General features: G+C 71.8%; 23 protein-coding genes. 10 read left to right on the forward strand and 13 right to left on the reverse strand.

Going from position 1 to position 26992, the window contains the following annotated elements:
* Positions 1-177: 177 nt before the first annotated feature.
* Positions 178-771 (reverse strand): NADPH-dependent FMN reductase, encoded by a 594-nt coding sequence (locus AC1WTP_RS22080; RefSeq protein ID WP_481651169.1) that lies wholly within the window; start codon positions 769-771, stop codon positions 178-180.
* A gap of 112 nt (positions 772-883) precedes the next feature.
* On the opposite strand from AC1WTP_RS22080, the gene AC1WTP_RS22085 reads away from it, so the two are divergent.
* From AC1WTP_RS22085 to AC1WTP_RS22105, 5 genes are all read left to right on the forward strand, one after another.
* Positions 884-1723, forward strand: a complete 840-nt coding sequence (locus AC1WTP_RS22085) for a helix-turn-helix domain-containing protein (RefSeq protein ID WP_481651170.1) — start codon at positions 884-886, stop codon at positions 1721-1723.
* A 686-nt stretch (positions 1724-2409) separates the two neighbouring features.
* The gene (locus AC1WTP_RS22090) at positions 2410-3633 is read left to right on the forward strand and encodes a macrolide family glycosyltransferase (protein ID WP_481651171.1); all 1224 of its coding nucleotides are present in this window, start codon (positions 2410-2412) and stop codon (positions 3631-3633) included.
* 3 nt (positions 3634-3636) lie between these two features.
* Complete coding sequence (locus AC1WTP_RS22095; protein ID WP_481651172.1) at positions 3637-4128, forward strand: hypothetical protein; 492 nt, start codon at positions 3637-3639, stop codon at positions 4126-4128.
* Entirely contained in the window at positions 4125-5069 is a 945-nt protein-coding gene (locus tag AC1WTP_RS22100) for a hypothetical protein (protein ID WP_481651173.1), read from the forward strand. The genes AC1WTP_RS22095 and AC1WTP_RS22100 overlap by 4 nt, the downstream gene beginning before the upstream one ends.
* 174 nt (positions 5070-5243) lie before the next feature.
* The gene (locus AC1WTP_RS22105) at positions 5244-6461 is read left to right on the forward strand and encodes an FUSC family protein (protein WP_481651174.1); all 1218 of its coding nucleotides are present in this window, start codon (positions 5244-5246) and stop codon (positions 6459-6461) included.
* 128 nt (positions 6462-6589) lie between these two features.
* Here the strand turns inward: AC1WTP_RS22105 and AC1WTP_RS22110 are convergent, their stop codons facing one another.
* Both AC1WTP_RS22110 and AC1WTP_RS22115 read right to left on the reverse strand, forming a co-directional pair.
* Positions 6590-8863: a hypothetical protein gene (locus AC1WTP_RS22110; RefSeq protein WP_481651175.1), complete on the reverse strand. Its 2274-nt coding sequence runs from the start codon at positions 8861-8863 to the stop codon at positions 6590-6592.
* 186 nt (positions 8864-9049) lie between these two features.
* Positions 9050-9559 carry an RrF2 family transcriptional regulator gene (locus AC1WTP_RS22115; protein WP_481651176.1) on the reverse strand — a complete coding sequence of 170 codons (510 nt, stop codon included), beginning with the start codon at positions 9557-9559 and terminating at the stop codon, positions 9050-9052.
* A 127-nt stretch (positions 9560-9686) separates the two neighbouring features.
* Between AC1WTP_RS22115 and AC1WTP_RS22120 the strand changes: the two genes are divergently transcribed.
* On the forward strand, positions 9687-10427 hold the full coding sequence (locus tag AC1WTP_RS22120; protein WP_481651177.1) for an SDR family oxidoreductase: 741 nt from the start codon (positions 9687-9689) through the stop codon (positions 10425-10427).
* 100 nt (positions 10428-10527) lie between these two features.
* On the opposite strand, the gene AC1WTP_RS22125 is transcribed toward AC1WTP_RS22120, so the two are convergent.
* From AC1WTP_RS22125 to AC1WTP_RS22135, 3 genes are all read right to left on the reverse strand, one after another.
* Positions 10528-11919, reverse strand: a complete 1392-nt coding sequence (locus AC1WTP_RS22125; RefSeq protein ID WP_481651178.1) for an MFS transporter — start codon at positions 11917-11919, stop codon at positions 10528-10530.
* A gap of 258 nt (positions 11920-12177) precedes the next feature.
* Complete coding sequence (locus tag AC1WTP_RS22130; protein ID WP_481651179.1) at positions 12178-12318, reverse strand: hypothetical protein; 141 nt, start codon at positions 12316-12318, stop codon at positions 12178-12180.
* A 227-nt stretch (positions 12319-12545) separates the two neighbouring features.
* Entirely contained in the window at positions 12546-13379 is an 834-nt protein-coding gene (locus tag AC1WTP_RS22135) for an alpha/beta fold hydrolase (protein ID WP_481651180.1), read from the reverse strand.
* A gap of 144 nt (positions 13380-13523) precedes the next feature.
* On the opposite strand from AC1WTP_RS22135, the gene AC1WTP_RS22140 reads away from it, so the two are divergent.
* Positions 13524-14105 (forward strand): TetR/AcrR family transcriptional regulator, encoded by a 582-nt coding sequence (locus AC1WTP_RS22140; protein WP_481651181.1) that lies wholly within the window; start codon positions 13524-13526, stop codon positions 14103-14105.
* A gap of 102 nt (positions 14106-14207) precedes the next feature.
* On the opposite strand, the gene AC1WTP_RS22145 is transcribed toward AC1WTP_RS22140, so the two are convergent.
* The 4 genes from AC1WTP_RS22145 to AC1WTP_RS22160 all read right to left on the reverse strand — a co-directional run bounded on the left by AC1WTP_RS22145 (position 14208) and on the right by AC1WTP_RS22160 (position 18528).
* Positions 14208-14579: an ArsR/SmtB family transcription factor gene (locus AC1WTP_RS22145; protein WP_481651182.1), complete on the reverse strand. Its 372-nt coding sequence runs from the start codon at positions 14577-14579 to the stop codon at positions 14208-14210.
* 150 nt (positions 14580-14729) lie between these two features.
* A complete protein-coding gene (locus AC1WTP_RS22150; RefSeq protein WP_481651183.1) occupies positions 14730-15506 on the reverse strand; it encodes an alpha/beta fold hydrolase in 777 nt (258 codons plus the stop codon).
* Between the two features lie 37 nt (positions 15507-15543).
* The gene (locus AC1WTP_RS22155) at positions 15544-16167 is read right to left on the reverse strand and encodes a poly-gamma-glutamate hydrolase family protein (RefSeq protein ID WP_481651184.1); all 624 of its coding nucleotides are present in this window, start codon (positions 16165-16167) and stop codon (positions 15544-15546) included.
* 201 nt (positions 16168-16368) lie between these two features.
* On the reverse strand, positions 16369-18528 hold the full coding sequence (locus tag AC1WTP_RS22160) for a hypothetical protein (RefSeq protein ID WP_481651185.1): 2160 nt from the start codon (positions 18526-18528) through the stop codon (positions 16369-16371).
* Positions 18529-18739: 211 nt separating this feature from the next.
* On the opposite strand from AC1WTP_RS22160, the gene AC1WTP_RS22165 reads away from it, so the two are divergent.
* Entirely contained in the window at positions 18740-19504 is a 765-nt protein-coding gene (locus AC1WTP_RS22165) for a DUF427 domain-containing protein (RefSeq protein WP_481651186.1), read from the forward strand.
* Between the two features lie 352 nt (positions 19505-19856).
* Here the strand turns inward: AC1WTP_RS22165 and helR are convergent, their stop codons facing one another.
* Positions 19857-22001 carry an RNA polymerase recycling motor ATPase HelR gene (gene helR, locus AC1WTP_RS22170; RefSeq protein ID WP_481651232.1) on the reverse strand — a complete coding sequence of 715 codons (2145 nt, stop codon included), beginning with the start codon at positions 21999-22001 and terminating at the stop codon, positions 19857-19859.
* Between the two features lie 954 nt (positions 22002-22955).
* On the opposite strand from helR, the gene AC1WTP_RS22175 reads away from it, so the two are divergent.
* Positions 22956-23888, forward strand: a complete 933-nt coding sequence (locus tag AC1WTP_RS22175; RefSeq protein WP_481651187.1) for an NAD-dependent epimerase/dehydratase family protein — start codon at positions 22956-22958, stop codon at positions 23886-23888.
* 81 nt (positions 23889-23969) lie between these two features.
* Entirely contained in the window at positions 23970-24560 is a 591-nt protein-coding gene (locus AC1WTP_RS22180) for a TetR/AcrR family transcriptional regulator (RefSeq protein WP_481651188.1), read from the forward strand.
* Here AC1WTP_RS22180 and AC1WTP_RS22185 read toward each other — a convergent pair.
* On the reverse strand, positions 24557-25420 hold the full coding sequence (locus AC1WTP_RS22185) for a diacylglycerol/lipid kinase family protein (RefSeq protein ID WP_481651189.1): 864 nt from the start codon (positions 25418-25420) through the stop codon (positions 24557-24559). The two genes, AC1WTP_RS22180 and AC1WTP_RS22185, sit on opposite strands and share 4 nt — an antisense overlap.
* A 1-nt stretch (position 25421) precedes the next feature.
* A complete protein-coding gene (locus AC1WTP_RS22190; RefSeq protein WP_481651190.1) occupies positions 25422-26987 on the reverse strand; it encodes an FAD-binding oxidoreductase in 1566 nt (521 codons plus the stop codon).
* Positions 26988-26992: the final 5 nt, after the last annotated feature.

Genomic DNA, 26992 nt, shown 5'->3' on the forward strand with positions numbered 1-26992 from the left:
ACAGCGGTGCGAGGTGCGGGATGTCGACCCGGCGATCACGGATGCCCTCCGGCCGTCTCCGCGTCGGGAGACGGCCGGAGGGCATCGGTCCGGTTTGGGCCCCGGTGTGACGTTCAGCGGAGCTACCGAGTGCTGTGCCGCTCACGCTCAGCCCTGGTGACTCCTTGGCGTGACCACTCAGGCCGGGTACGGGACCGAGTCGCGTGCCGCGCGCAGGGCGGCGGCCCACCAGGCGAGCTGGTCCAGCAGGGTCTTGGCGTACCCGGACGACTGGGGGTCCAGCGGCCGACCGTCCTCCCACCCCGTGCGGTAGTTCGGGAAGGCCAGACCATCGCGGATCGTCACGGCGTGCAGTTCGGTGAGCACGTTCTCCAGGTGGAGGACGGCGTGGCGGCCGCCGGCCGGGCCCCCGTAGCTGACGAAGGCGACGGGCTTGGCCGTCCACTGGGTGAAATGCCAGTCGATGGCGGCCTTCAGGGACGCGGGGTAGCTGTGGTTGTACTCCGGCGTGACCATGATGAACGCGTCCGCGTCCGCCAGGCGGGACGTCAAGGACGCCATTCCGTCCGGGCGCGGGTATGAGTCGCCGGCGAACCTCGGTGACACCGCCGGCAACGACAGCGGAATCTCGGCCTCGGCGAGATCGACGACGTCGACGTCGAACCCGCCGTGCTCGCGCGCCCGGTCGGCGACCCAGGAGGCGACGACCGGCCCGAACCGGCCCTCTCGAACGCTCCCGACGACGATGGCCAACTTGTGCTTCTCACTCATGACTCCACGGTCCATCGTTCGGGCGACGGCAACCAGACCGGCTTCAGGCTGGCCCCCGGGGGGCCACCCTGCGAGGTCGAGGGGCTGGGGGAGACCGCGCTAGGCTCCGAACATGAGCACGCCGCTGGGCGACTTCATCCGTGCCAAGCGCGACAGCATCCAGCCGGAGTCGTTCGGGCTGCCTGATCGTGGCCGCCGCCGGTCCCCCGGGCTACGACGCTCGGACCTCGCCACGCGTGCGGGGATCAGCGTCGAATACCTCACCCGCATCGAGCAGGGACGAGACCGCAACCCGTCCCCTGCCGTGGTCAACGCTCTCGCTGACGCGTTGAGCCTCGACGCCGCCGAGCGCAACCACCTGCGCCATCTAGTCAAGATCACCAGCGGGGGGTGCCCCGGGCACGGGCGGCCGGTGCCGCCCAACCGCCATGTCCGGCCCACCGTGTTGCAGACCCTCCACCTTCTCGAGCCCGGCATCGCATTCGTCACCAACCGCCTCGGTGACGTGCTCGCCCACACGAGTGAGTTCGAGCTGCTGATGCGTGGGACCGGGCTGCTCGAGAGCGGGACGCCGAACCTGACGCGCTACGTGTTCACCGATCCGCACGCCCGGGCCTTCTTCCCCGACTGGGACCAGGTGGCCGACGAGCGGGCCTTCGAACTGTGGCTCGGGCCGTCCGCGGAGACCTCCGAGTGGTTCAGGGCCGAGCTCGCCCCGCTGGCCGGGACGGAGTTCACCCGACGACTCAACCGTCACCTGCCCCCACCGCACGTCCCGCTTCGGCTCAACCACCCCGTCGCGCAGGAGCTTCGCTGGCAGCGGGAGAAGCTCGAGTTGCCCAGAACCGACGCACAGGAGCTGGTCGTTCTCCTGCCGGCCGATGACGCGACGGCGCGAGCCATGGAGCGGCTGCGCCGCCACCCCGACCGCAATCTGCGCGCGGTCACCTAGTGCGGTGTCCACTAACGTTCACCGGGTGGCGGCGGGCGTGTTGTGGATCCTCGCCGTGAAGGCGAGCGACTCCCCACCGTTGGGTGGTGGGGCGGGCCTCCGCGGGCCAACTGATCCTCGCGCCGCGCGTGGGCGGCGGGGGTCACGTCGGGACTGGCCGGCGCCGGGTAGGTGCCGGCCTGCTCGACGGTGCGTGACCACCTCCGGCAGCAGAACAGTCGCTGCGGTAGGGGTGGTGGGTCCGCCGCCCGGGGTGCGGGTGGCGATGCTGGCGGCCGCGACCAGGTCACGGTGCCCGGTATGACACTTCCCCAACCCGCCCAACCCGGCGAACGTTAGTGGTCACCGCACTAGCTCACGGCAGCGGCCCTCCCGCCCACCACCGGCTGGCCCCGTTACACCCGGCCACATCGGCGGTGTAGCGGGTCCACCACGGCCTGATCGAGCGCGACGGGCTGCTCCACCGGCGTGAAGTGGGCCAGTCACCGCCGGTTCGGTGATCTTCCCGAGGCGGCGCCGCCGCGGGTACGCGGCCACCCCCCGCCGTCGCCTCTGGCCGGAACAGGGCGAGTACCTTGTCCGCGGCACTGTGCCATCCGGCAGCGTTTACGCTGTTACCGAGAAGGGCGGATCGTGATCGTTACATGTTGCCGGGCACTGACTCCTTTCCTGTCCGGGGTCGGCCGATGAGCGCAGTCGCATTCCTCAACGTCGCCATGCACGGGCACATCAACCCGACGCTGCCGGTCGTGGCCGAGCTTGTTCGTCGTGGCCACTCCGTCACCTACCACACGACGCCCGCCTACGCCGAGGAGATCGCGGCCACCGGCGCGCGAGTGCTCCTCTACTCCGGTGACGAGCCACCGCTCGCCGGCCCCCCGACGCCGGTCACGGTGATGGAGCAGCTTGCGCGCACGGCCGTACGCGTGCTGCCCGGCGTCCTCACCGATCTGCGCGGCACCCGGCCCGAGCTGATCGTGCACGACTCCCTCTGCCTCTGGGGGCCGGTGGCCGCCCGGGAACTCGGCGTGCCGGCAGCGTCGTCGTTCACCACGTTCGCGTTCAACCGGCACGTACCCAGCCCCACCCGCGGCTCCTGGGAGCTGCTCGCCGCGGCGGCGGCCCGGCCCCGCAACGCCGGCGGGTACCTGAAGTCGCGCTGGGAGCTGCGCCGCCGGCACGACACGGATGCGGTGCCCCTGATCGACCTGGCGAACATCCGTCAGCCGCTCAACCTGGTCTACACCTCGCGGGCGTTCCACCCCGACGCCGACAGTTTCGACCAGTCCTACCGGTTCGTCGGACCGAGCGTCGGCGCCCGCCCGGCCGACCCGTCGTTCCCGCTCGACCGGCTGCGGGACCCGGTGCTGTACGCCTCGCTGGGCACGGTGTTCAAGGCCGACCCGCGGCTGCTGCGCGGCTTCGCCGACGCGCTCGCCCCGCTGGGCGGCACCGTGATCCTCTCCACCGGACAAACCGATCCCGCCGCGCTCGGTCCGCTGCCGGCCGACGTGATCGCCCACCGCTCCGTACCGCAGCCGGAGGTGCTGGCCCGCGCAGCGCTGTTCATCACCCACGGCGGGGTGAACAGCGTCAACGAGGCCCTGTACGCCGGCGTCCCCATGCTGGTGGTCCCGCAGGGCGCTGACCAGCAGTTGGTGGCTTCCCGCATCGTCGAACTCGATGCCGGCCTCTCGATCCGCACCGAGGACGTCGACGTGGAGGCCGTGCGCGCCCTCGCCCGGCGCCTGCTCGACGAGCCCCGCTTCCGGGCCGCCGCGAACACCCTCAAGGCCGCCCAGCGTGAGGCAGGCGGTTATGCGCGGGCCGCCGACGAACTCGAGCGCTACGTGCAGCAGACCGGCCCGGTCACTCAGCCGGGCCCCGGCGGTCTGCCATCGGAGGGCTGACCGATGTCCCCCGTTGTCGCCATTCTGCTCCTCCTCGCCGGGCTGTCCGAGGCCGCCGGGCGTCTCGTACCCGTGGTGGCACGTCTGTCCGGCGCGTCGCGCGTCCGGGTGGTCGGGTTGATGCTGGCCGGCGCCGTGGTCGACGGCGCGGTGTTCGCGCTCTGGCCGCTGTCCGCGTGGACGCTCGCCGAGCTGGTGCTGCCCACCTCACCGTCCGAGGAGGCCGCGCTGGTCTGGACACCAGGCCTGGCCGCCCCGCTGCTGCTTGCCGCGGTCCTCGCGTTCCCGCTGCTCGGGCCGCTGCTGCACCTGTTGCTCATGGTGGGAGTGGGGGCCGGCCTCGCCACCGCGCTCACCGCGGTGGCCGGGCTCGGCTGGTGGGACGCCGCCGGCTGCGTAGCCGTCGCGGGAATCGGCCTCGGCGTCGCCGTCGAGGGCGTTCGCCGCCTGGTGGCGCGGCTGAACACGAGAAGAGCAGCGGAGCCACTGGCATGATCGAGTTCGCGCTCCTGCTGCTGCTCTTCGGGCTCGGGCCGGTCCTGCTCGCCGAAGCTCTGCTCGCCCGTTACGAGGTGCTGGCCTATGCCGCCGGCTGGCGGACGCCCACCACCGAGCTCCCGCGGGGCATGCCCTACGCCCGGGGCGCGGACCCGGACCGCCCTCCGGACGCCTACCTGGTCTATCTGGACGGTATCGGGAAACGCCGCTTCCACGACACCCGGGACGGCGGCCGACTGGTCAAGTCCGTGATCCATGCAGCGCCGGAGCTCAGGGTGCTGGGCCAGGTGCAGCCCTACTCTCCGCTGGCCGATCCGCTCGCCGACCGGCCGGTGTGGAAGTGGCTGCGCCGCCGCATCGGGCTGGTGCTGTTCCTGCACAACGTGGTGCAGATCTTCGTCGCCGCCGACCGCCGGTACCGTCCCCTGTACAACCGTGCCGTCGGCTCGCAGATCGCCACCCAGCTCCGGCTCGCCGGTTACCGGCGTGACAGCGGCATCCCCGTGGTGATTCTCAGTTACAGCGGCGGCGCCCAGGTCGCCACCGGCGCGGTGGACGAACTCTGGTCCGAGCTGCGCTGCCCGCTCTGGCTGATCACTCTCGGCGGGTTCCACAACGGCGCCAACGACATCACCCACGCCCAGCACCTCGACCGGCTCACCAGTACCACCGACTGGATCGAACGTGTCGGCACCGGCATGTTCCCGCAGCGGTGGCGGCTGTTCCGCCGGAGCGGATGGAACCGGGCCGCCCGCGCCGGGAAGATCTCCGTGCACTGGCTCGACCCGGCCACCCACGTCGGTCCGGGCAGCTACATCAGCCCGGAGGCCCGGCTACCCGATGGCCGCAGTCACCTCGACCGGACCGCCGACACCGTGATCGCGCTGATCCGGGATCGACTCAGCGCGACTGCGAAGACCGACGGTCCGCTGCCATGACCCGACGAGGTTGGTGACCCGAAGAACCGGGTATTCGTACAGCCGCGGTGTTCCGCGCGCAGGTCGCCGTCGGCCGTGTACGGCGCGCATTCACGGGTAACGCGGAGCATGCATCAAGAGGTGCCACGGCACCGAGACCTGGAGAGGCGTCCCGGCTCCCGCTGGGAACGGTTCGTGCGGGCGGGTGGCGGGGGTGCCGCCGAGGACCGGCTCGTCCAACGGCTCAAGGTGCGGGAGCGGGCGGTCCGGGTGTACGGCGGCGGCATCGTGGCCCTACAGGCTGGCATCGCCGCGGTGACCGCCTGGCTGCTGTCGCACGAAGTGACCGGCAATCCCAGTCCCGTCTTCGCTCCGCTCGCCGCGGTCGGGACGCTGGCCGTGTCCGTAGGGCAGCGGGTACGGCGGATCGTCGAGCTGGTCGTGGGTGTGGCGCTGGGGGTGCTTGTCGGTGACGCCCTGCTGTCTCTCATCGGCACCGGGCCCTGGCAGCTCGGCCTGGTTGTCGTCAGTGCGATCCTCGTGGCCTTCGCCCTCAGCAGTCGGGCGGCGGTGGTGATCCAGACGGCGAGCACCGCAGTGCTGATCACCACGTTGAGCCGGCAAGCCCCGAACGTGGAGTTCTCCCGGTTCATCGACGCGCTGCTCGGCGGTGGTGTCGCACTGGCCACGGCGATCCTCCTGCCGGTCAACCCGTTGCGAGTGGTCAGGCGTGCTGCCGGGCCGGCGCTGCGGACGCTGGTCGAACAGCTGACGGAAACGGCAGAGGCGTTGTGCGAGCGCGATATCGAGCGGGCGATCCGGGCCCGGGACCGACTGCGCGGCAACCAGGAGGAACTTCGGGTGTTGCGGGAGGCGGTGGCGGGCGCACGGGAGGTCACCCGGCTCTCTCCGTTGTCATGGCGGCACCGGCACGGTGTGCTCAGTCACTACTCCCGAACCGCCGAGCCGTTGGAGAGAGCGATGGGCAGCAGCGGGACACTGATCCGCCGAGCTGTCACGGTCATCGAGGACAAGGAGCCGGTCTCGGCGGCGATGATCGACGCGGTTCTCGCCCTTGCCACGGCGGTGCGGATACTTCGGGACGAGTTCGCCGCTCGACGGGAGCCGTTCGATGCGCGGGCGAAAGCCCTGCAGGCCGTCGAACATGCCGGCGCGGCGTACGGGATCGGCCCTGGCTTCTCCGGCACCGTCGTCCTCGCCCAGATCCGCACCACGGCCAGCGACCTGCTGGTCGCGTCCGGCCTCACTCAGGCGGACGCCAACAGCCAGGTCCGCCACGCCTTCGGCAGGCTGCCGGATCCGTCGCCACCAGCCCGGCAGAGCGGGATCACCGGTGACGAAGGCGTCGATCATCCACGCCTGACGCCGGACGCGTCGGCCCGGGGGCGGTGATCGCCGTCGTGGCGGTGATCACCGCTTCCGGCGTCGCTCACCGCCGATCGGCCAGCTGCCGGGGCGGGGCGGGGCGGGCGGGCCAGCGGTGACGGCGCCAGGAACCGGGCCTGGTCGGGGCGTCGAATTCATCGTCCGGCGGGTGGGTCGGCCGGATGAGGCGGCCCTGGGTCCATCGGCTCGCGGAGGCGCTCGACCAGCTCCCGTTCCGCCTCGGTGTACGCCTCGTCGGACTCGCGGGGCCCGTGTCCCTTGATCGGTGGCGGGACGCTGTCGCTGGGTGGGACGACCACGTCGCGGGGGTCCCGGAGTCGGCGGTCCACCGTTGCCGCCGGGCCGGTGACGGTGACAGGTGCGTCCGGCCGGTTGGCGGCGAAGATCCATCCGCCGATGGCGTCGGTGTCACGCCACAGGTTCAACCATCGCCAGCCGACCCGACCACCCACCTCGTGCAGCATGTCGTCGTTGATGTAGGCGGGGAAGAGCCGGGCGTAGAGCCGGCGCAGTGGTGAGCCGTAGGTGATCAGGGCGACCCGGCCGCTGACGTGGGGCGGCAGTTGGAGGATGGTGGCGGTGACCAGTACCGAACCGTGGCTGTACCCGCAGAGCAGGACGGCGTTGCCGCTCTCGACCAGGTAGGTGATGCGTCGTACCAGCTCCGGCACGGATCGTTCTGCGTAGCAGACCGGCGCGAAGGGATGGGCGGCGCGCGGCCAGAAGGTGGCCAGGTCCCAGAGAATGCCGACGTGGCGCCGGAACCCGGCGGTCCGGTAGGCGAAGATTCCGCCGATCACCAGACCGACCATGGTCGCCGCGATCGCGTAGCTGCCCATCGCGATGCCGAAGTTGACCAGGTCGCCCGGCACCCGTGCGTACCGCTCGAGTACGTCGGCTGGATACAGCCTGAGCAGGTCCAGTGCGGTGGTTGCCGCGCTGAGTCCGGCGAGGCCGGCGTAGATCACGGCCAGCGGTATCAGCCATTCGGTGAACCGGGCCCGGACGATCGCCTGCTGCACCTGCCGTAGCCGGGGCGCGGCCTCCGCCGGCGGGTCCGGGAAGTCGCGTGCGACGATCGCGGCCGCCGCGCGGGAGCGGCCGCGTCGGGAGATCAGGATCACCAGGCCGGCGACGACCAGCGTGATCAGCGCCGCCCGGAAGAAGCCGTAGATCGCCCAGGTGTACGCCGCCGGTGGGCGGGGGACCATGTCCTGCGGGGCTGAGGCGGTGCGGTCCAGGTAGTCGGCCACCCGGTGGACGACTTCGGCGGAGAACGCCACCGCGAGACCTGCGGCCACGGTCCCGGTCGCCAGCGCGCCCAGCCCGAGTAGCGGCGGATGACCCGGCTGTCGGTCCCGGCGCCACAGCAGCGCGGAAGCCAGGGCGGCCAGCAGCCCGGCATGAGCGACGAACAGCCAGGTGAGGGTCGAGCCGTAGCCGGGCAGACCACCCCCCTCCTGCCAGCGCGTGGGGCTGGTCAGGACGTGCGCGCCGACCGCGACGGTGAGACCGATGGCGGTCGTGCGCAGCAGGCGGGAGGCGGCGTCGAGCCGCCGGTTCGTGGCGGCCCGGTCGATCAGTGGAGGGGTGCAGAGCAGGGCCACACAGGTGGCCAGGACCGCTCCCGTCGCCACCGCCAGAACGACGGTGATGGCTGAGGCGCCCTGTGCGGCCCGGGCGACGAGCAGGCTGCCGTCCAGTGTCGCGAACGCCGCGGCGACGTGGATCGAGCGCAGCCGTCCCACCAGTGGCTCGGCGTCCCACGGGCCCACGGTGCTGAGCGGGTGCCTGGAAACCTGGCTTTCCGGCGGGCGGAACGCCGTGAACGACCGTCCCGGGCGCGTGCTGGCCCACCAGATCAGGCCGATGGCGGCGGCGGGCACCAGCGCGAGCACCGCCAGCCGCAACCCGGTGGGCCGTCCACCCAGCCAGGACAGCCAGCTACGGCCGGACAGACAGGCCGAGGAGGACATGCACTGCCAGGCGACGAGGTCCAGCGCGACGCCGACGGTGGCAAGCACGTAGAGCGCGGTCAGGGTGAGGCCCAGCACCCGGCACAGCGATCTGACCACCGCGTCGGAAGCCGGGTTTCCCGGTCGCATCCAGATCGCCACGTTGAGCAGCATGAACGGCAGCACGAACAGCAGCGACAGGGACCGGACCGCGGTGCCGGAGGGCAGGTCACTCCACCGGTACGCCTCCAGGGTCACCCCGCGCGGGCCGCTGACCTCCGAGCAGCCAGGTCGTGGCCGGTAGAAGCCCGCGCTGCGATCCCCCGCGACCTGCTGCACGTGCGGTTGGTCCAACACCTCGCAGGCACCTGCGGAGGCGATCCCGTGCACCCGCAACTCCACCACGTCATCCGGCGTCGCCGGCCCGCGCACTCCCGCTGGTCCATCTGACATCGGCCCTCCGAGACATCTCGGCCCACCGGAGGTGGCGGGCTGAGGAGGGTCCCGCCAGCCGAGTGGAAGGCGGGTCTACCCCACCCGACCGGCTCTAACCCTGGGGCGCGGGACCGGTGCCGCCCGGCACGACCACCCTTCCCACGTCATCGGCGAGCAGGCGGAGGCCGACGTCGCCGCGCGCGGCTACCCCCGCTCGGGGCTCGCGGTATCGCCGTCGTTCGGCCCGTTCAGCCAGCTGCGGATGCTGGCGAACGCGGTGGGGCCGTAGTCGTCGTCGACACCGCGGGCGAGGTCTGCGATGGATACCGCTTGGAGGGCGGCGCGCCAGGCGGCGTCGGCGCCGGCCATCGCGCGGGCGATGGGGCACGGCCGGGTGCAGGCCTCCTGCGGTGTCGCCAGGGGGCCCCGCTGGCGGATCTCGGTGCAGACGAACGTGGGTTGAGCGCCGTCGACGGCGGTGACGACGTCGAGGATGCTGATCAGTTCGGGTGCCCTGGTCAGCACGTATCCGCCTGCCTTGCCCTGGACGGAGGTCACCAGGCCGGCGCGGGACAGTGCCTGCAACTGTTTGGCCAGGTAGCTGCCGGAGACGTCGTGCAGTTCCGCGAGCCGGGCGGCCGGCACGGGTTCCGTCGCCGTGGTCAGCACGACGCAGCAGTGCAGGGCCCACTCGACCCCGCCGGACAGCTTCATACGACCCCCCGCTTGACTCGGACACAGAGTATCCGACTATCGTCTCGGACAGAAAGTATCCGAGTTCGGGGCTGGGTCCTCGGCGAAGCTGGCGTGTCCTCCGGCACGTCCTGGAAGGGTGAGAGCCATGAAGATCACAGTCATCGGTGGTACCGGACTGATTGGCTCGCAGGTGGTCCAGAAGCTGACCGCGGCCGGCCACGAGGCCGTCCCCGCGGCGCTGTCGACCGGCGTCGACCTGATCACGGGGGAGGGGCTGGACCGGGCGCTGGAGGGCGCCGAGGTCGTGGTCAACGTCGCGAACTCGCCGACCTTCGACGAGGCGTCGGTCGACTTCTTCCGTACCTCCATGACCAACCTGCTGGCCGCCGGGGAGCGTGCCGGCGTCCGGCACCAGGTGATCCTCTCGATCGTCGGGGTGGACCAGGTGCCCCAGCTCGACTACTACCGCGCCAAGACGCTGCAGGAGGACCTGCTCCGGCAGGGGCCCACGCCGTACTCCATCGTGCGCGCGACCCAGTTCTTCGAATTCGTGAACGCGGTCCTGTCCTGGACCTCCGACGACACCACGGTGCACCTGCCCGCCACCCGGGTTCAGCCGATGGCCGCCGCGGACGTGGTCGACGCGGTCGTCGACGTCACCACCGGCACGCCGCTGAACGGCATCCGCAACGTCGCCGGCCCGGACGTCTTCGCCCTCGACGACCTCGGCAGGATCACCCTGACCGCACAGCACGACGACCGGACCGTCGTCACGGACGACAAGGCCGGCATGTTCGCGGTCGTCGCCGGCGATGTGCTCATCGCGGGCCCGGACGCCCACCTGGCCCCCACGCGCTACCAGGACTGGGTCCAGACCGCCCGCTGACCCGGGCGCGCGGCCCGCGTCTGCTCCTCCCTTGCCCGGACGCACGACAGGGGAGGAGCAGGCGGAAGGCCCGCGGTTGCCCACCGGCGGATTCCGGCGATCACGATCGGACCGACGTGCGACGCGCGGCCCGCCGGCTGCCCGGTGCGCGATGCCGGGGACCGCCGGGTCGGGTGGAGGCGGGTCGCCGCCGCCGGCGTTCGGCGGCCGTCCGGCCGGTTGCCGGCGGAACCTCGCCGCTTACCGGCCGCGACACCAGTTGCTCCAGCTCACGTACGTGACGAAGGGGCGACAGCAGCAGCGGGACCGGCGCGAGGGTGAGCCCGATCCCGATGACGAGCAGGGCGGCGCGGACGCCGAGCGCGTCACCGAGCACGCCGCCGAGCAGTCCCCCGAGCGGCATCGCGCCCATGACCAGGAAGCGCATGCTGGCGTTGATCCGGCACAAGAACCGGTCGGGCACGATCGTCTGCCGGTAGGTGACCTGGGTGATTCCGTAGACGACCTGGCCGATCCCGCCGCCGACGAGCCCGGCGACGAGGAAGACGGCGCCCCAGCCGGGGCCGGTCAGCGGGACCAGCAGGTTCGCCGGGCTGGTCACCGCCAGGGACAGCCAGATGATCCGGGCCGACCCGACGCGGCGGGCCAACCGGGTGGCCGTGGCGGCGCCGAGCAGCGCGGCGGCCGGGGCGGCGGAGAGCAGCATGCCGACGGTGCCGGGCGCGAAGCCCACGGCGTCGACCAGGAACAGGACGAGCAGCGCCGTGGCGGCGGTGAAGAGGAGGTTCGACAGGGCGCTGGTGGCGGCGATCGCGCGCAGGACGGGATGGGTCAGCACGAAGCGCAGCCCCGCGCGGGCGTCCGGCACCAGTCCGGAGCGGCCGCTCCGCCGTGGCGCCGGCTCGCGCGTCCGGATGCGCGCCAGGACGGCGGCGCTGAGCAGGAAGCTCGCCGCGTCGACCAGCAGGGTGTTCGTGGCGCCCACCAGTTGGGTGAGCCACCCGCCGAGGCTGGGGCCGGCGACCTGCCCGGAGGAGCGGACCGTCTCCACGGCGGAGTTGCCCCGCAGGAGGTGCCGGCGGCCCAGCACCATCGGCAGGTAGGACTGGTGGCCGATGTCGAACAGCACCCGCATGACGGCCATCAGCGCGGCCGCCGCCATCAACAGCGGCAGGCTGAGCCAGGACAGCGCGGCCGCCACGGTGACGGTCACCAGCGTGGCGCACCGGACGAGGTCGGTGGCGATCAGGACCGGTCGTAGCCGGCGCCGCTCCAGCCACACGCCGGCCGGCACGCCCAGCAGCAGGAACGCGCCGTTCTGCACGGCCACGAGCACGCCCAGCTGCCACGGTGTGGCGTCCAGGAGCAGGACGGCGATCAGGGGGAAGGCGAGTGTGGTGACGTCGGTGCCGAGTTGGGTCACGGTCTGGCCGGCGATCAGAAGCCGGAAGTCCCGGGACCGCCAGGGGCCGTCCTGCGGTCGCGTGGTCATGTACGCCCTTCGCACCAGCCGAGGAGTCGGGTGCCGCGGCGGCCGGATCGACGTCGTCGGCGGCAGCCACGGTGGTGTGCGAAAGGGCGACCCGGTGCGTCGTCCCCGGTTGCGAGGGTAGCCGAACGGGGCGCGTCCCCGTCGCGATACCGGACCCTCCCGGGATGGCCGGAGGCACCGCCCGGCCATCCCGCGTCCGGGCGGCACCCACCGCCGACGACCTCCGGAGTGCCTGACCGTCGCCCCCGGCGACCCGTGTCAGCCGTCGAGGGAGATCGCCCGCTTCGCGCGGTCGACGGACTCCTCCGATGCCGGGCCGCCGGGGTTCTCTGTGGCCAATGCCTGGTTGATCGCGACGAACGGGCGCATCCGCCGCTCGTACCCGGCGAAGGCGGCCACGTGGTCGCCTTCGGCCGCGGCCAGACGTCGAGGTCGATCACCTCCGACGTCGGGAGTGGATGGGCGGGGCGGTCAGCGCGGCTCCGGCGTCACCAGACCGGTCTCGTACGCCGTGATGACGGGCTGCGCCCGGTCCCGAGCGGCGAGCTTGCCCGGAGCGCACTGCGTCGCCGGAGTCGGGACGGAGCCGCCCCGCTGCGGCGGCCCCGTCCTCGGTTGGCCGGTGTCTACTTGGCCAGGAAGGCCAACAGGGCCTCGTTCACCTCGGCGGCGTGGGTCCAGAGCAGGCCGTGCGGGGCGTCGGCGATCTCGACGTAGTCGGCCCGCGGCAGCCGCTTGTGGAATTCGCGGGCGGTGGCGTCGATCGGCAGGATGTTGTCCGCGGTGCCGTGCAGGATCAGCGCCGGCACGTCGATCCTGTCGATGTCGCTCCGGAAGTCGGTGACCCAGGTCGGTACGACCGCGCTGGAGGCGTACCAGGAGGCGCCGGCGGCGACGTTCCAGCTGTTCCGCAGGGCTTCCTCGGAGAGCCTGCCGCCCAGCGTCTCGTCGGTGTTGTAGAAGTTGCGGTAGAAGTCGGTGAAGTAGGCGTACCGGTCGGCGGTGACGGCGGCGAGGATGCCGTCGAAGACCTCCCGCGGCACGCCGGTGGGGTTGTCCTCGGTCTTGAGCAGGAAGGGCTCCAGCGAGGCCAGGAAGGCGGCCTTGGCGACCCGGGTGGAGCCGTACCGGCTCAGGTAGCGGGCCACCTCGCCGGTGCCCATGCTGAAGCCGACGAGCACCACGTTGGTCAGGTCGAGTGTCTCCAGCAGAGTGTGCAGGTCGGCGGCGAAGGTGTCGTAGTCGTAGCCGACGGTGGGCTGGCTGGACTGCCCGAAGCCCCGCCGGTCGTAGGTGATCACGCGGTAGCCGGCGTCGAGCAGAGCCGCGCTCTGCTTCTCCCAGGAGTGCCCGTCGAGGGGGTAGCCGTGGATGAGCACGACGGGCTGCCCCTGGCCGTGGTCCTCGTAGTAGAGGTCGATGCTGGTGCTGTTCTCGGTCCCGACGGTGATGTACGGCATGACGGCCTCCCGGGTCACGTTCGGAGAACGGTCGTTCTCCGGTCTCGTGGGGTAGCCTAGAGAACGTCCGTTCTCGCCGCTAGTCCCACGGTGGGCATCCCGCCGTGAGCGTCGTCACCGGGCCCGGACAGAGGGAGGGGAAACATGCCGGCGCAGGCCGACGAGGCGATCCGCGAGAAGGTGCTGACCGCCGCCGACCGGCTTTACTACAGCCGGGGCATCCAGGCGGTCGGCATGGACGCCCTACGGGCCGAGGCCGGCGTCTCCCTCAAGCGTCTCTACCAGCTCTTCCCCTCCAAGGAGAGCCTCGTCGAAGAGGTCCTGCACCGCCGGCGCCGGATCTGGAACGAGCTCGTCGACGCGGCCGTCGCGACCGGTGAGACGCCCCGCGCCAGGCTGCTCGCCGTCTACGACATGCTGGCCCGCTGGTTCGACCAGGACGACTTCCGCGGCTGCGTGTTCATCAACACCTTCGGCGAGCTCGGTGCCAGCACCCCACGGATCGCCGACCTCGTCCGCGAGCACAAGGCCCAGTTCCAGGCCCGTCTCGCCGAACTCATCGCCGAGGCCGGCGGCCCCGTGTCGCTCGCCTCCCAGCTCGCCATCCTCGCCGAGGGGGCGCAGACCACCGCCGCCATCGCCGGCACGAGCGAGGCCGCCGGTCACGCCCGCACCGCCGCCGCGACTCTCATCGATGCCGCGCTGGACGGGACCAGGGCGAACTGAGAACCGGCGACGACCGCCGGAGCGTGCAAACGGCCAGAGCCTGGCTGTGAGGGGTCCGGCCAGGACCGGGTTCATGATCAACCCGGACGGTGGCCCGGCCGCTCAGCGGGCCTTCTTCGCCGCCCGTTTGCGGGGCGGCGTCAACAGGTCGGCTATCGCCGTGATCGCGGACGGCACCAGGCGGTAGTAGGCCCAGACGCCGCGCTTCTCGCGCTCGAGCAGGCCCGCCTCGGTGAGGATCCGAAGGTGATGACTCACGGTCGGCTGGGAGAGACCGAGCGGCGCGGTGAGATCACTGACGGACGCCTGGCCGTCCGGAGCGGACTGGATCAGGCTGAGCAGTCGGAGTCGGGCCGGGTCGGCGAACGCCTTCAGCACTCCCGCGAGCCGCTCGGCATCGGCACGCTTGATCGGCTCGCCAGCAAGTGGCGAGACAGCAGGCATAGCAGTTTTCGCAGTTCCCACGTCTTGCATCGTTCCACCAACACCATCGATAGGCCGGCGGAACCGGAACCAGTACCCCGATGGCGATGGTGCGGCCGGTGGCGAGGAAGGCTGAGGACCGGGGCGGCGCGGGTACGAGCAGCCGCTCGGCGGCATCGGCACCGGCACCGGGCACCCCGGTCAGCCGGCCCGGGCCCGGATGGTCAGGCAGGCGGCGGTCACCCGGGCGAACGCGTCCGGGTTGTCGAGCATGACGTTGTGCCCGGCGTTCGGCACCGTCAGCACCCTGACCCCGCCGGCGGTGAGGCCGTCCGGGTCCCGGACCGGGGAGCCCTGCTCGCCCTGGATGAACGTCCGGGGGATCGGTAGCCGCACCAGCATCTGCCGCATCGTGGGTCGGGTCGCCGCGACCAGCTGCACCGCGCTGCGGTGCAGGCCGACCGGGTCAGCGAGCCGCATCGTGGCGGCCCACAGCGGTCCGACCCGGTCGAGGGTCTCCGCGAGACCGCCGGCCAGGAACTCGGCCTCGGTGTACGCGTTGATCCCGCTGCCGCCCACCGCCGGTGCCGGGCTCGGCTCCAGGTTGGCCTCCACCAGCACCAGCCGGCCGACGAGGTCGGGCCGATGGTGGGCGAGCACGATCGCCACCCCGCCGCCCATGCTGTGGGCCACCACGTCCGCCCCTCGGACCCCGGCGGAGTCCAGCGCCGTGGCGAGGGCGGCGGCGTGCCCGTCCAGCGTGTAACCGAAGTCCGGCGGTCGATCGCTCAGCCCGTGGCCGAGCAGGTCGACGAAGAGTGACCGGTGCCCGGCCAGTTCCGGGTGGGTAGCCACCGGGACGAAGTACGGCGCGGACATGGCCCCCAGGCCGTGCAGGTAGACCCGGACCGGCTCCTCACCCGACACCTCCACCCACCGCATCCGGGCCCCGCCCGGACCCACCGTCGCCTCCCGCATCCGCCGGACGACACCTCCGCGCCGAATATCCCGGCCTCTAGATTTCTCCGGCCACCGACCGGATCGCCGCAACGTAGTCGTAGAAGCGCTGGGTCCGTTGCCCCGACTCTCTCATCGCCCGAGACAGATCACCGTCGGGGAAGAACGACGTGCGCAGCGCATGGGACAGCTCCAGCTGCACTCCGGCACCCCGCTGGTTCTGGTTGCAGATGTTGCGGGGATTCGTGCCGGCGATCTCCCTCGAACCCGACGTGCACCTGAACCCGCTGTCGGTCAGCGCGACCGAGATCGCGCGTTCCAGGTCGCCGTCCATCCCGCCGAGGGCGGTTTCGGCTTCGCCGGTCGCGCCGGTGTAGCCGTGGAAGGAGATGGTTCTGTCCGCACCGCCCAGCAGGGCCAGGCATTGCGGCTCGTCGAAATCGATGGAGGTGATGTGCAGATCCGAGTTGCGCTGGGCCTTGATGCCGGCGAAGACGTAGGTGTCCATGAGCCCGTCTCCGACGGCCAGCGCGACCTCGCCGCTGCCGGCCTCGATGCCGCCGCCGTGGATCGCGATGGCTGCCCACGAGGTCGTCGGCACGTTGAGCGCCGTCCGGATGTAGTCGACGCCCTCTGCTTCGACGGCGGCCAGCTGGGCGTAGCTGTCGTACCGGTCGCCCACCGCTACCCCCGTTCAAGACGCCGGCCCACCCGGGCGTCGCGAGACTTCGACGGGTCTGGCCAGCGTCGGGCTGCGGCTGCCGACCGTCGCGTTCAGCTGCCGCTCACAGTTCGCAGCCTAATCGACGGGCAACCGGTCAGGCCTGGAGAAATGCCCCATTCGTCGGGCCGGGCTCCGACGGCGGGCCGGCCCCTTCGGCTGTCAGTGCCGGTCGGGCGGACCGCAACCACCCTGCTGATTCGCCTGGTCGACCAGCTCTCGTACGGCATCCCGGTACGCCGGCTGGGTGTGGTAGGGCCAGTGCCGCTCGACCGGCGGCGGCACGGTGTCGGTCGGGTCGATGGTCAGGCCGCTGGGGTCGGGGAGCCGGACATCCACCGCCCTCGCCCCCGCTCGCGGGTGAGGCGGACCATCCTCCGGTCCCCGGTCGAAGATCGGTCCGGCGATCGGGTCGGTGGCCCGCCACAGGTTCCGCCACCGCCAGTCGAGCCGTTCGCCGAGTTCGCACAGCGTCCGAGGGCCGAAGTAGGCCGGGTAGAGGAGGGCGTAGATGCGGTGCAGCGGAGAGCCCGGCGTGAGCAGTCCCACCCGGCGTCGGACGGCCGGCGGCAGTTGCAGGATGGTGGCCGCTGCGAGGATCGAGCCGTGGCTGTGTCCCGAGATGATCACGACGCCCTGCCCGGCGAGCGCGGAGACGCGCTTGGCCAGCTCGGGCACCGCTCGGGCCGCGTAGCACGGTGGCGCGAACGGGTGGACCGTGCGAGGCCAGAAGTTTCCCAGGTCCCACAGCACCGCCACCAGGCGTCGGGCCTCGGCTGACCGGTAGGCGCGAAGACCGAGGATCAGCAGGCCGATCACCAGGAGGCTGATGATCCAGACACCGGCGTCGGTCAGGTACGCGGCGAGGAGGGTGTTCGTCCGGTGGTCCGCACCGAGCCGGGCCGCGACCTGGGTGGGGCCGATTCCGATCAGGTCGAGGGCGATGGTGGCCAAGCCGAGCGAGGAGATCACGAAGAACGCCACCAGCATGGGTCCCAGCTCCTCGGTCATGTGTGATCGGGCGATGGTCTTCCGCACCACTGCCAACCGGGGCGCCGCATCCGCCGGAGCATCCGGATAGTCCTGCTGGACGATGCGATCGGCGAGGGCAGCTCGTCGTCGACGGCTGAGCAGCAGTCCGCTCGCACCCGCCGCAGCCACCACGACGAGCGCTGCGAGCCCCGCGAGCGCGGCCCACCAGTAGCCGACGGGTGGGTCTAGCGGGGCGACGCCCGACGGAATGGGGACCGGACCGGGAACGGAGCCGCGGTCGAGCACATCGGCGACCCGGTAGACCAGGGTGGCGGCGAAGGCCTGACCGGCGATCACCGACGCCGCTGCCAACACCGGTGTTCCGAACGAACGAAGGAAAGGCTGGACCCCCGGCACGGTCCGCCGCGACCGTGCGAGCGTGATCGCCGCCAGCACGACCAGCAGACAGCCCTGCGCCGCGATCAGCGTGGCGGCTGCTCCCTCGTAGCCGGGCAGTTGCCCGATCACCGGCTGGGCGGTCCGGGTGAGGACCGCGTAGCCGAAGCTGAGAACGGTCACCCCGACCGTGCCCACCCAGAGCGGGCGCAGGAGAGAGCGCACCCGCTCGCGGCTGGTCGGCACGGGCAGGCACAGCATCACCCCGCAGTAGACCAGCAGGGCGAACGTGGCGAAGAGCAGCAACCTGCCTCCGCCGCCGCTGTCGGAGAGCCCACCGAGCAGGCCGGCGTCGAGCGTGGCGACGCCGATCCCCAGGTGAACATGGCGCAGCCAGGCCGGCGTGCGCTCGTCGTCCCAGAAGCCGGGGTCCGTGAGTCCTTCGGCCGGCGCCGTGCTCGGATGCGGCCGGCCGAACCCCTCGAACGTCCGGGCGGACCGCACACCGATGCTCCAGATGAGGCGCAGCGCGACCAGGGGAATGATCGACAGCACGGCCAGGCGGGCGCCGACCGGCAGGGCATGCAGCCACGCCAGGTACGGACGGCCGTCCCGGCACTCGTCGTACGGCACGCACTGCCAGCCGACCAGGTCCAGCGTGACGCCGATGACGGACAGAACGAAGGCGGCGGTGAGACTGCCGGCGAGCAGCCGGCAGACGGTGCAGAGCAGCCGGAACCGGTCCGTCGTCGTCGGGCGCATCCACACCGCGACGTTGACCAGCATGAAGGGCAGCAACAGAAGCATCGACGCCGTCCGCACCGCGGCGCCGGCCGTCAGCGCACCCCAGCGGTACGCCTCGACAACGACCCCCTCCGTCGCGCCGCCCCCCGCGCCCGTTCCGGGCCGGATCCGATAGAAGCCCGCATGGTGGTCGCCGGCGACGCGGACCACGATGGGATGGTCGAGAATCCGCTCCGCAGTCGCGCCGGAAATGCGTGCACCCTCAGCTCGACTGCGTCACACCCACCTGTGGTACCCACGCGGACAGGTTCACAGACGAACTCCGGTCCTGCGGCACAAACCGCGCGAGACACCCGAGCCCTTTGATCGTTGAGCCAATACCCCCCCCGGAGCCGAGGCTGTTGCGAAACTGGAGGACCAGGTGCCGGACCATCCGAAGGCGATCACCCCGGGCGACCGGGTCGAACCGGTGCCCCGCCGGATCCGTGCCTACCTCGCCGGCGCACTGGTGCTGGACACCAGGCGGGCGCAGTACGTGTGGGAGTGGCCCTTCTACCCCCACTACTACATCCCAATCGCCGACGTGAACCGCAGCCTCCTGATCGATGAGCACCGCACGGAGCGGATCCGCTGTGGGACCGGGCGGGTGCACGGGCTGCGGGTCGGCGAGACTTCCCGTCCTTCGTCCGCCCGGTGGTACGGAGACGACGCGCTGCCCGGGTTGGCGGACACCGTCCGGTTCGACTGGGCCGCCATGGACAGCTGGTTCGAAGAGGACGAAGAGGTCTTCGTGCACCCCCGGAATCCGTATGCCCGGGTGGACGCGCTGCGGTCCACCCGCCGGGTACGGGTGGAACTCGACGGGGTCGTGCTGGCCGAGTCGGCGTCGCCGGTGCTGGTCTTCGAGACCGGTCTGCCGACCCGCTACTACCTCAACCGGACGGAGGTGAACTTCGGGCACCTCGTGCCGTCAGAGACCACCTCCTCCTGCCCGTACAAGGGCCGGACCAGCCGCTACTGGTCCGTACGTGTCAACGGCCGGGTCCATCCGGACCTGGCCTGGTCGTACACCTTCCCCACCAGCCCGCTCCTGCCGATCGCCGGGCTGATCGCCTTCTACAACGAGAAGGTCGACCTGATCGTCGATGGGGAGCGGCTCACCCGGCCGAAGACGCACTTCTCCTGATGACGCCCGCCGACCACCGGGCGGCGTTTTGCAGCGACGCCAGGCCCACCGGGCCAGGTGTCGTTCGACGGCGGAAAGAGCTGGCGGGCGGTGCCGGTGCACGGATCGGGCACCCGGTTCACCGCCCTCGTGCCGGCCGGGCACGGCACGGTTGTCGCTGCGGGCATCCGCCCGGGACCGGGCCGGGAACACCGTCGACCAGACCGTGGTCGACGCGTACGGGCTGCGCTGAGCCGGCGTGCGCGCGGGTGGCCCCCCTCACCCGCGCGGACGCCCCCGTCGGACCCCGGAAGGTGGCGGGCAACCGCTCAAGAGCCCGATCCGCACGTTGCTGCGGCGCGGGCCCACGTTGTCAGGAGCTCGTGAGGATGACCAGTTGCTGGGTCGCCCGGGTCATCGCGACATAGCGGTCGACCGCTCCTTCGACGCCCTCGCCGAACGCCTCGGGGTCGACGAGGACGACCAGGTCGAACTCGAGCCCCTTCGCCAACTCCGGGGTCAGCGACCGGACGCGGGACGTCGCCTGGAAGGTGGGATCGCCGATGACGCAGGCGATCCCGTCGGCGTGCGCGGCGAGCCAGGTGTCGAGGATCGAGTTCAGATCAGCGGCAGCTCCGGGTACGACGGGGAGGTCGCTGCTGCGGATGGAGGTCGGCACGTTGGCGTCCGGGAGCACGGCCCGGATGACCGGTTCGGCTTCCGCCATGACCTCCTTCGGCGTCCGGTAGTTGATGCTCAGGGTGGCCAGGTTGATCCGGTCGAGCCCGATCCGCTCGAGCCGTTCCTGCCACGACTCCGTGAACCCGTGCCTGGCCTGGGCGCGGTCCCCGACGATCGTGAAGCTCCGGGACGGGCAGCGGAGCAGCAACATCTGCCACTCGGCGTCGGTCAGTTCCTGAGCCTCGTCGACGACGATGTGCGCGAACGGGCCGGCGAGCTGGTCCGGGTCGACGCCGGGCAGTGCGGACTCGTCGATCAGGGCATCCTGGAGATCCAGTTGGCGCAGGCTCGACAGCACACCTTCACCGTCGTCATAGGCGTGAGCCTCAATCAGCTCGTCGATGACCGTGGCCCTGCGCTCTCGTTCGACGGCGACAGCAGCGTCGTGCTGGCGGTTGCGCCGCGACGCCTCCGGGTCGCCGAGCCGCTGCCGCGCCGCGTCCAGCAGCGGCAGGTCGGACACCGTCCAGGCCCGAGCGTCGCCGCGCTGTAGCTTCCGGACCTCGTCGAGGCTGAGCCAGGGAGCGCACTTCCGCAGGTAGGCGGGCACCGACCAGAGGTCTCCGACGAGGTCGGCCGCGTCGAGCAGCGGCCAGGCGCGGTTGAAGGTGGTACGCAGCTCCGTGTTCCGCAGCAGTGACCCGCGGACCAGGTCGTCCGGCTCGTCGCCGTCGTACTTGTCGATCAGGATCGTGAGCAGCTCCTCCCAGATCTCGTCCCGCGCCTCGTTGTGCGGGGTACCGGGACCCGGCGCCTTGAACGCCTCGGCCCAGTTGTCGGCGCTCAGCCAGATGTCGGACTCGTCGGTCGTGACCGTCATCCCCTCGGCCGGCGGCTCCTCGTAGAACCTGACGGCCGCCTCGATCGCCGTCACCAGGTCCGCGGACGACTTCAGGCGGGCCACGTCCGGGTCGGTCTCGACGGTCGCCGCGGCGCCCTCGGGGACGAGGTCCCGCAGGGTGCAGGTCTGCACGTCCTCCTCGCCGAGGCTGGGGAGGACGTCGGCGACGTAGGCGAGGTAGGGCTGGTGCGGACCGACGAACAGCACGCCGCCCCGGCGGTGACCGAGGCGAGGGTCGGCGTAGAGAAGGTAGGCGGTGCGGTGCAGCGCGACGACGGTCTTCCCCGTACCCGGACCGCCGTCGACGACGAGCGCGCCGCTCGATCCCGCGCGGATGATGGCGTCCTGGTCGGCCTGGATGGTGCTGAGCACGTCCCGCATCCGGTTGGACCGGCTGCCGCTCAGGCTGGCGATGAAGGCGGACTGGTCGTCGAGCGCGGCGTGCCCCTCCAGCCCGTCCGCGGTGAACATCTCGTCCCAGTAGTCGGTGATCCGGCCGCCGGTCCAGCGGTACCTGCGGCGGCTTGCCAGCCCCATCGGGTTGGCGTGGGTCGCCCCGAAGAACGGCTCAGCCGCCGGGGAGCGCCAGTCGAGCAACAGTTGACGACCCGCGCTGTCCCTGAGGCCGAATCGTCCGACGTACACGGGCTCGGAGGTGTCCGCGCCGACCATGCGTCCCAGGCACAGGTCCAGGCCGAAGCGACGCAGTCCACGGAGGCGAGCGGTCAGCCGGTGGATCTCCTGGTCGCGGTCCACCGCCCGCCGGCCTCTGCCACCGGGCGCCTTGCGCGCGGCCTCGAGGCGGTCGGACAGGTCAGTGATCGACTGCTCGAGGCTCTCCGCGATGAGCCCGAAATGCTGCTCGTCGCCGGCGATCAGCGCCGGGTCGGCCTTGGGGGAGAGGTGGTCGGGAAGGTCGAACACGCTGGTGGGCAGGAGGTTCACGGATAGCTCCGATCAGAGGTCGTTCGCAATGAAAGACGGGTGCGCGGTTCTGCGTACGGATCGCCTCGATGGCCTCCCGGGCGACGCCTTTGCGGGCGCGCACGGGCGTGCCGCCGAAGCCCCCGCAGACAGGTGGTGTGCCGGCGTCCACTCGGCCGGAGTGGGCGTACGTCGCCCAACCGGTTCAGACGCGGCTGCCTGCCGAGTGGCCTACGCAGGCTCGCTCTCGTCCTATTGGGTGAAGACCATGCGCGTCAGCGAAACCCGGTTCGCGCGCGCCCCGATGGTGGACAACAACATTCGCATTTCCGCTACCCATTTCGTAGGTGTTGGCCTCGGCCGGCTATTCTGCGGCACGATCCGGGTCTTGCCGCAAGACCCCCGGTGCGGTATATGTTGATAGTGGAAGGGAGCGGTTAGTTCCCTGTCCCGGATCATCCGCTCGACGGACACCCTCCTCGCAAAGCGGCGACGCGCCCCAGATCGAGAGCTTCCTACCCATTTCGGCAGGGCCCGCTCGAAGTCGTCGAGAACCCCCATTCATGGATTTCGTCGCCGCGCCGCATGAGCTTTGGGCGGAGTTCGCCAGACAAATGCGCGCCGCGACGTAGCTCCAATCCGTAGGCTGCTGGTCGGTACGGGTCAATCAGCGGTAAGGAAAAGCCCCTGGTGCCCTCGTTCGCCGAATACCGGGCATTGGCGGCGTGCGGGATCAGGTCCTCGGCTCGGACCGACTGCCAATGCCGTACTGCTCGGGTCGAGGCTCACTGGCGCTGGTCGGAGCCCGTGCCCGGATCGGGGCGGGCCGGGGTCACGATGAGTCGGACTGGGACATCCGGGCAGGTGATCGGCGATACAGTCGATCCCCGGCCGTCGGTAGGCCGCGGCACGGTGGTGGACCCGCAACAGCCCGGGGGAGTTGCCCGTTCCAGCAAGGAGACCGCAGTGCGGATTTTCGTCGCGGGCGGAACCGGAGTCCTGGGCCGCCCTCTCGTCGAGGCGCTGGTGGACCGGGGCCACGAGGTCACGGCCAGCACCCACCGGACCGAGAACTTCCCAGTCGTGGAAGCGCTCGGGGCGCGGCCGGCACTGATGGACGGGCTCGACGAGGCTGCGGTGCGGCAGGCGATCCTCGAGGCCGGACCGGAGGTGATCGTCAACCAGATCACCGCGCTCTCCGCGCCGTCTCGGGACTACGCGAAGTGGTTGGAGGTGACCAACCGGCTGCGGAGCGAGGGCACGAAGACCCTGATGGCGGCGGCTCGTGAGGCCGGCACCCGTCGGGTTGTCGCGCAGAGCGCGAGCTTCATGACCGAGCCGGTCGGCTCGGGGCCCACGGACGAGTCCGCGCCGCTGTACCTGGAAGCGCCGGAACCGATCCGAAGCCACATACGGGCGAACATCGCGGCCGAGACCCTGGTGTCGGGCACCCCGGGAATCGACGGCGTCGTCCTTCGATACGGCTTTCTCTACGGTGCGGGCACGGCGATCGGGCCGGGTGGCGAATGGGTGACCGGGGTCAGGTCCGGCGGCGTGCCGATCGTCGGCGAGGGCACCGGGCGGTATCCGTTCGTCCACGTCCGCGACGCGGTGTCGGCCACCCTGCAGGCGGTCGACCGGGGAAGCCCCGGTATCTACAACATCGTGGGGGACGAGCCCGCCGCCCAGGCCGAGTGGCTGCCCTACCTGGCCGAGATCCTGGGCGCCCCTGCGCCGCGGCGCGTCTCCGAGGAGGAGGCCGGGGAACAGATCGGCGTTCACGCCGTGTACTACGGCACCCAGCTCCGCCCGGCCAGCAACGCCAAGGCCAAGTCTGAGTTGGGGCTGACCCTGGAGTACCCGTCCTGGCGGGAGGGGTTCCGGGAGCTGTTCGCCTGATCGCCACCCCTGGCACCCTTGGTGGACCCGCCGTGCCGAGGACCCGACCGGGCCGGTCTGCGAGCGTGGTAGACATTCCGCGTGGCGGAGGTGAGCCAGTCCGGCGAGCGCAGCGTCGACGACGCGGTCCTCGACGCGGCCCGTGACTGCGTCCTCGCCTACGGCGTACGCCGCACGACGCTGACGGACGTGGCGCGACGTGCCGGCGTCTCCCGGATGACCGTCTACCGGCGCTGGCCGGACGTGCAGTCGCTGATCGGAGACCTGATGAGCCGCGAGTGGCACCAGGTCCTCACGGCGGCCGCCGACGAGGGCGGCGGCCCGGCGCGGTCACGCCTGGTGGCGCGGGTGGTGGCGGTGGCGGGGGTGCTGCGGGAGCACCCGTTGCTGTGCAAGATCCGTGACGTCGATCCAGAGGTGCTGCTGCCGTACCTGCTCGACCGGCGAGGCAACGGCCAGGACGAGATGCTGCGGTATCTCGCGGCGAGGCTGGCCGGGGGCCAGGAGGACGGCTCGATCCGGTCCGGCGATCCCGAGCTGATGGCCCGCGCGGTGTTCCTGACCACCCAGTCGTTCGTGCTGTCGGTTCGCACGGTCGCCGACGGCGTGCCGATCGCCGGCTTCGACCAGGAGCTGGCGCGGCTGGTCGACGGATACCTGAGACCGAACTAGCCGGCGATAACCCGCAGCGCCCGCGGCCGTACCTCGACGTGCAACCGGTCTCCCCGGCCGACGGGGTCGCCGTCGCCGTACACCGACACCGGGCGGTCGGCGCGCACGGTGACCGAGCTGCCGCGGTAGGTGGCGACCTGGCGGCGCCGCACGTGCCGGCCGGTACGCATCTCGCTCAGCGCCACCGGGAAGAGCAGCTTCGTGCTGTGTCCGACCACGACGACGTCCAGCGTGGCGTCGTCGGGCCGCGCGGCCGGGGCGACGTGCAGCCCGCCGCCGTAGTAGCCGCAGTTGGCGACCACCACCGTGTAGGCGTCCAGCTGCTCCGTCCGGTCGTCGACGGTGATCGTGTAGCGGGTACGCGGCCAGCGCAGCAGCGCCCGTAGCCCGGCGGTGGGGTACACCAGCGACGCGGGTAGCCGCGACCGGTTGGCCAGTTCGTTGGCGACCGCGTCGACGCCGGTGTAGACGCTGCCGACGACGGTCTGCCCGGCGACGGAGAGCACGTCGAGGGGCCGGGGCCGGCCGTGCAGCAGCAGGTCCGCGACCGCCTCGGGGGAGCGCGGCAACTCCAGCTGGCGGGCGAAGTCGTTGCCGCGACCGGCGGGAACGACGCCGAGCAGACCGCCGGCGTCGGCGACCGGGCCGGCGAGCAGCCGGACGGTGCCGTCGCCGCCGGCGGCGACGACGACCTCGCCGGCGTCCACCGCCGCGGTGGCGCACCTGCGGGCCTGCTCGGGGGTCTGCGTGTACTCGACCCGGATCCGGGCGCCGCCAACCCGGAGCTCGCGGGCCACCGGCATCAGGCGGGACAGCCCCTGGCGCGCGGCCGGCCCGAGGATCGCGGTGAAGGCGCGCACCTCACGGCACCAGGATGCCGGGGTTGAGGATGCCGGCGGGGTCCAGTTGCCGCTTGACCGCCCGGAGCAGGTCCACCGCGACGTCGCCGATCTCGGCGGCGTACCAGGCCCGGTGGTCCGCGCCGACCCCGTGGTGATGCGTGATGGTGGCGCCCGCGCCGGCGATCGCGTCGCTGGCTGCCGCCTTCGCCGCCGCCCAGCGGCCGATCGGGTCCGACCCGGGCGAGCAGATCACCGTGAAGTACAGCGACGCGCCGGTCTCGTAGACGTGGGAGACGTGACCGAGCACCAGGGCGCCGTCCGGCAGCGCGTCGAGGATCGCCTGCCGCACCCGGTGGTGCACGTCCGGCAGCGTCGACCAGTACGCCGCGGTCTCCAGCGTCTCCGCGAACGCCCCCGCGTCCAGCAGCGCGTCCCGCAGGTACGGGGCGTCGAAGCGGTGCCGGGCCCACTGCCGGCCTGCCTCCGCACCCAGCGGCGCGCCGCCCTGCCCCGCCAGTACCGCCGCGGCGGCCTCGACGGTGGGGGAGACGTCCTCGCCCTCGTAGCCGGCGACCAGCAGGCAGCCGCCGTCGGAGCGACCCGATCCGGCGGCACCGATCATGGTCTCGACCTCGTCGGAGAGCCGTAGCACCGTCGGTCGTGGCCCGTCCTGCGCCAGCCGCCGCACGGCTCGCAGGCCGTCGGCGAACGACTCGAACCGCCAGCCCTCGTAGTGCGACCGCGCCGGCAGCGGGCGTACCCGCACGGTCACGTCGGTGATCACGCCGAGCGTCCCCTCGCTGCCCAGGAAGAGCTGCCGCAGGTCGGGGCCGGCGGCCGAGGCGGGGGCGCGGCCCACCCGGACGGTGCCGCGGGGCGTGGCGACCGTCAGCCCCATGACCATGTCGTCGAAGCGGCCGTAGCCGGCCGAGGCCTGGCCGGAGGACCGGGTGGCGGCGAACCCGCCGATGGTGGCGTACTCGTAGGACTGCGGGACATGGCCGAGCTGGAAGCCCTGCTCGGCGAGCAGGTGCGCGGCCCGCGGCGCGGTCAACCCGGCCTGCAGCGTGGCGATCCGGGACACCGGGTCGACACCGACGACCCGGTCGAGACGGCCCAGGTCGAGGGTGACGTGCCGAGCGGCGGACGGCGTCAACCCGCCGACGACCGAGGTGCCGCCACCGAACGGGACCACGGCCACCCCGGACCGGGAGCAGACGTCGAGGACGGACACCACCTCGGCGTGGTCGGCCGGGCGGACCACCGCCTGCGGAGCGGACCGCAGCCGGCCCTGCCGGTGACGCAGCAGGTCCGGCGTGGACATGCCCGCCGCCCGCCGTGCCCGGACGTCGTCGCTGGTGAGCACGTGCGCGTCGCCGACCGTCCGCCGCAGCGCGTCGAGGATCTCACCGTCCAGCTCGCACTCCGGCACCGCCACCTCGGCCAGCGGCACGACCGGCGGCGGCGGTGTCAGGTCGAGCACCTGCGCCAGCAGCCTGGCCGCGCTCTCCGGCAGCACCTTCGCGTCCGCCGCCGTACCCCACCGGGCCCAGCCGGCGCTCGGCGCTTCCCCTCCCACATCCATGTGTG

It is taken from the genome of Micromonospora sp. R311, assembly GCF_056780015.1.

What these genes read in the sequence shown, in the direction of transcription:
- AC1WTP_RS22095 (WP_481651172.1), top strand. Translation starts at nt 3,637, where the DNA reads ATGTCCCCCGTTGTCGCCATTCTGCTCCTCCTCGCCGGGCTGTCCGAG.
- AC1WTP_RS22110 (WP_481651175.1), bottom strand. Translation starts at nt 8,863, where the DNA reads ATGTCAGATGGACCAGCGGGAGTGCGCGGGCCGGCGACGCCGGATGAC.
- AC1WTP_RS22100 (WP_481651173.1), top strand. Translation starts at nt 4,125, where the DNA reads ATGATCGAGTTCGCGCTCCTGCTGCTGCTCTTCGGGCTCGGGCCGGTC.
- AC1WTP_RS22135 (WP_481651180.1), bottom strand. Translation starts at nt 13,379, where the DNA reads ATGCCGTACATCACCGTCGGGACCGAGAACAGCACCAGCATCGACCTC.
- AC1WTP_RS22085 (WP_481651170.1), top strand. Translation starts at nt 884, where the DNA reads ATGAGCACGCCGCTGGGCGACTTCATCCGTGCCAAGCGCGACAGCATC.
- AC1WTP_RS22145 (WP_481651182.1), bottom strand. Translation starts at nt 14,579, where the DNA reads ATGCAAGACGTGGGAACTGCGAAAACTGCTATGCCTGCTGTCTCGCCA.
- AC1WTP_RS22190 (WP_481651190.1), bottom strand. Translation starts at nt 26,987, where the DNA reads ATGGATGTGGGAGGGGAAGCGCCGAGCGCCGGCTGGGCCCGGTGGGGT.
- AC1WTP_RS22150 (WP_481651183.1), bottom strand. Translation starts at nt 15,506, where the DNA reads ATGCGGGAGGCGACGGTGGGTCCGGGCGGGGCCCGGATGCGGTGGGTG.
- AC1WTP_RS22120 (WP_481651177.1), top strand. Translation starts at nt 9,687, where the DNA reads ATGAAGATCACAGTCATCGGTGGTACCGGACTGATTGGCTCGCAGGTG.
- AC1WTP_RS22115 (WP_481651176.1), bottom strand. Translation starts at nt 9,559, where the DNA reads ATGAAGCTGTCCGGCGGGGTCGAGTGGGCCCTGCACTGCTGCGTCGTG.
- AC1WTP_RS22140 (WP_481651181.1), top strand. Translation starts at nt 13,524, where the DNA reads ATGCCGGCGCAGGCCGACGAGGCGATCCGCGAGAAGGTGCTGACCGCC.
- AC1WTP_RS22080 (WP_481651169.1), bottom strand. Translation starts at nt 771, where the DNA reads ATGAGTGAGAAGCACAAGTTGGCCATCGTCGTCGGGAGCGTTCGAGAG.
- AC1WTP_RS22125 (WP_481651178.1), bottom strand. Translation starts at nt 11,919, where the DNA reads ATGACCACGCGACCGCAGGACGGCCCCTGGCGGTCCCGGGACTTCCGG.
- AC1WTP_RS22090 (WP_481651171.1), top strand. Translation starts at nt 2,410, where the DNA reads ATGAGCGCAGTCGCATTCCTCAACGTCGCCATGCACGGGCACATCAAC.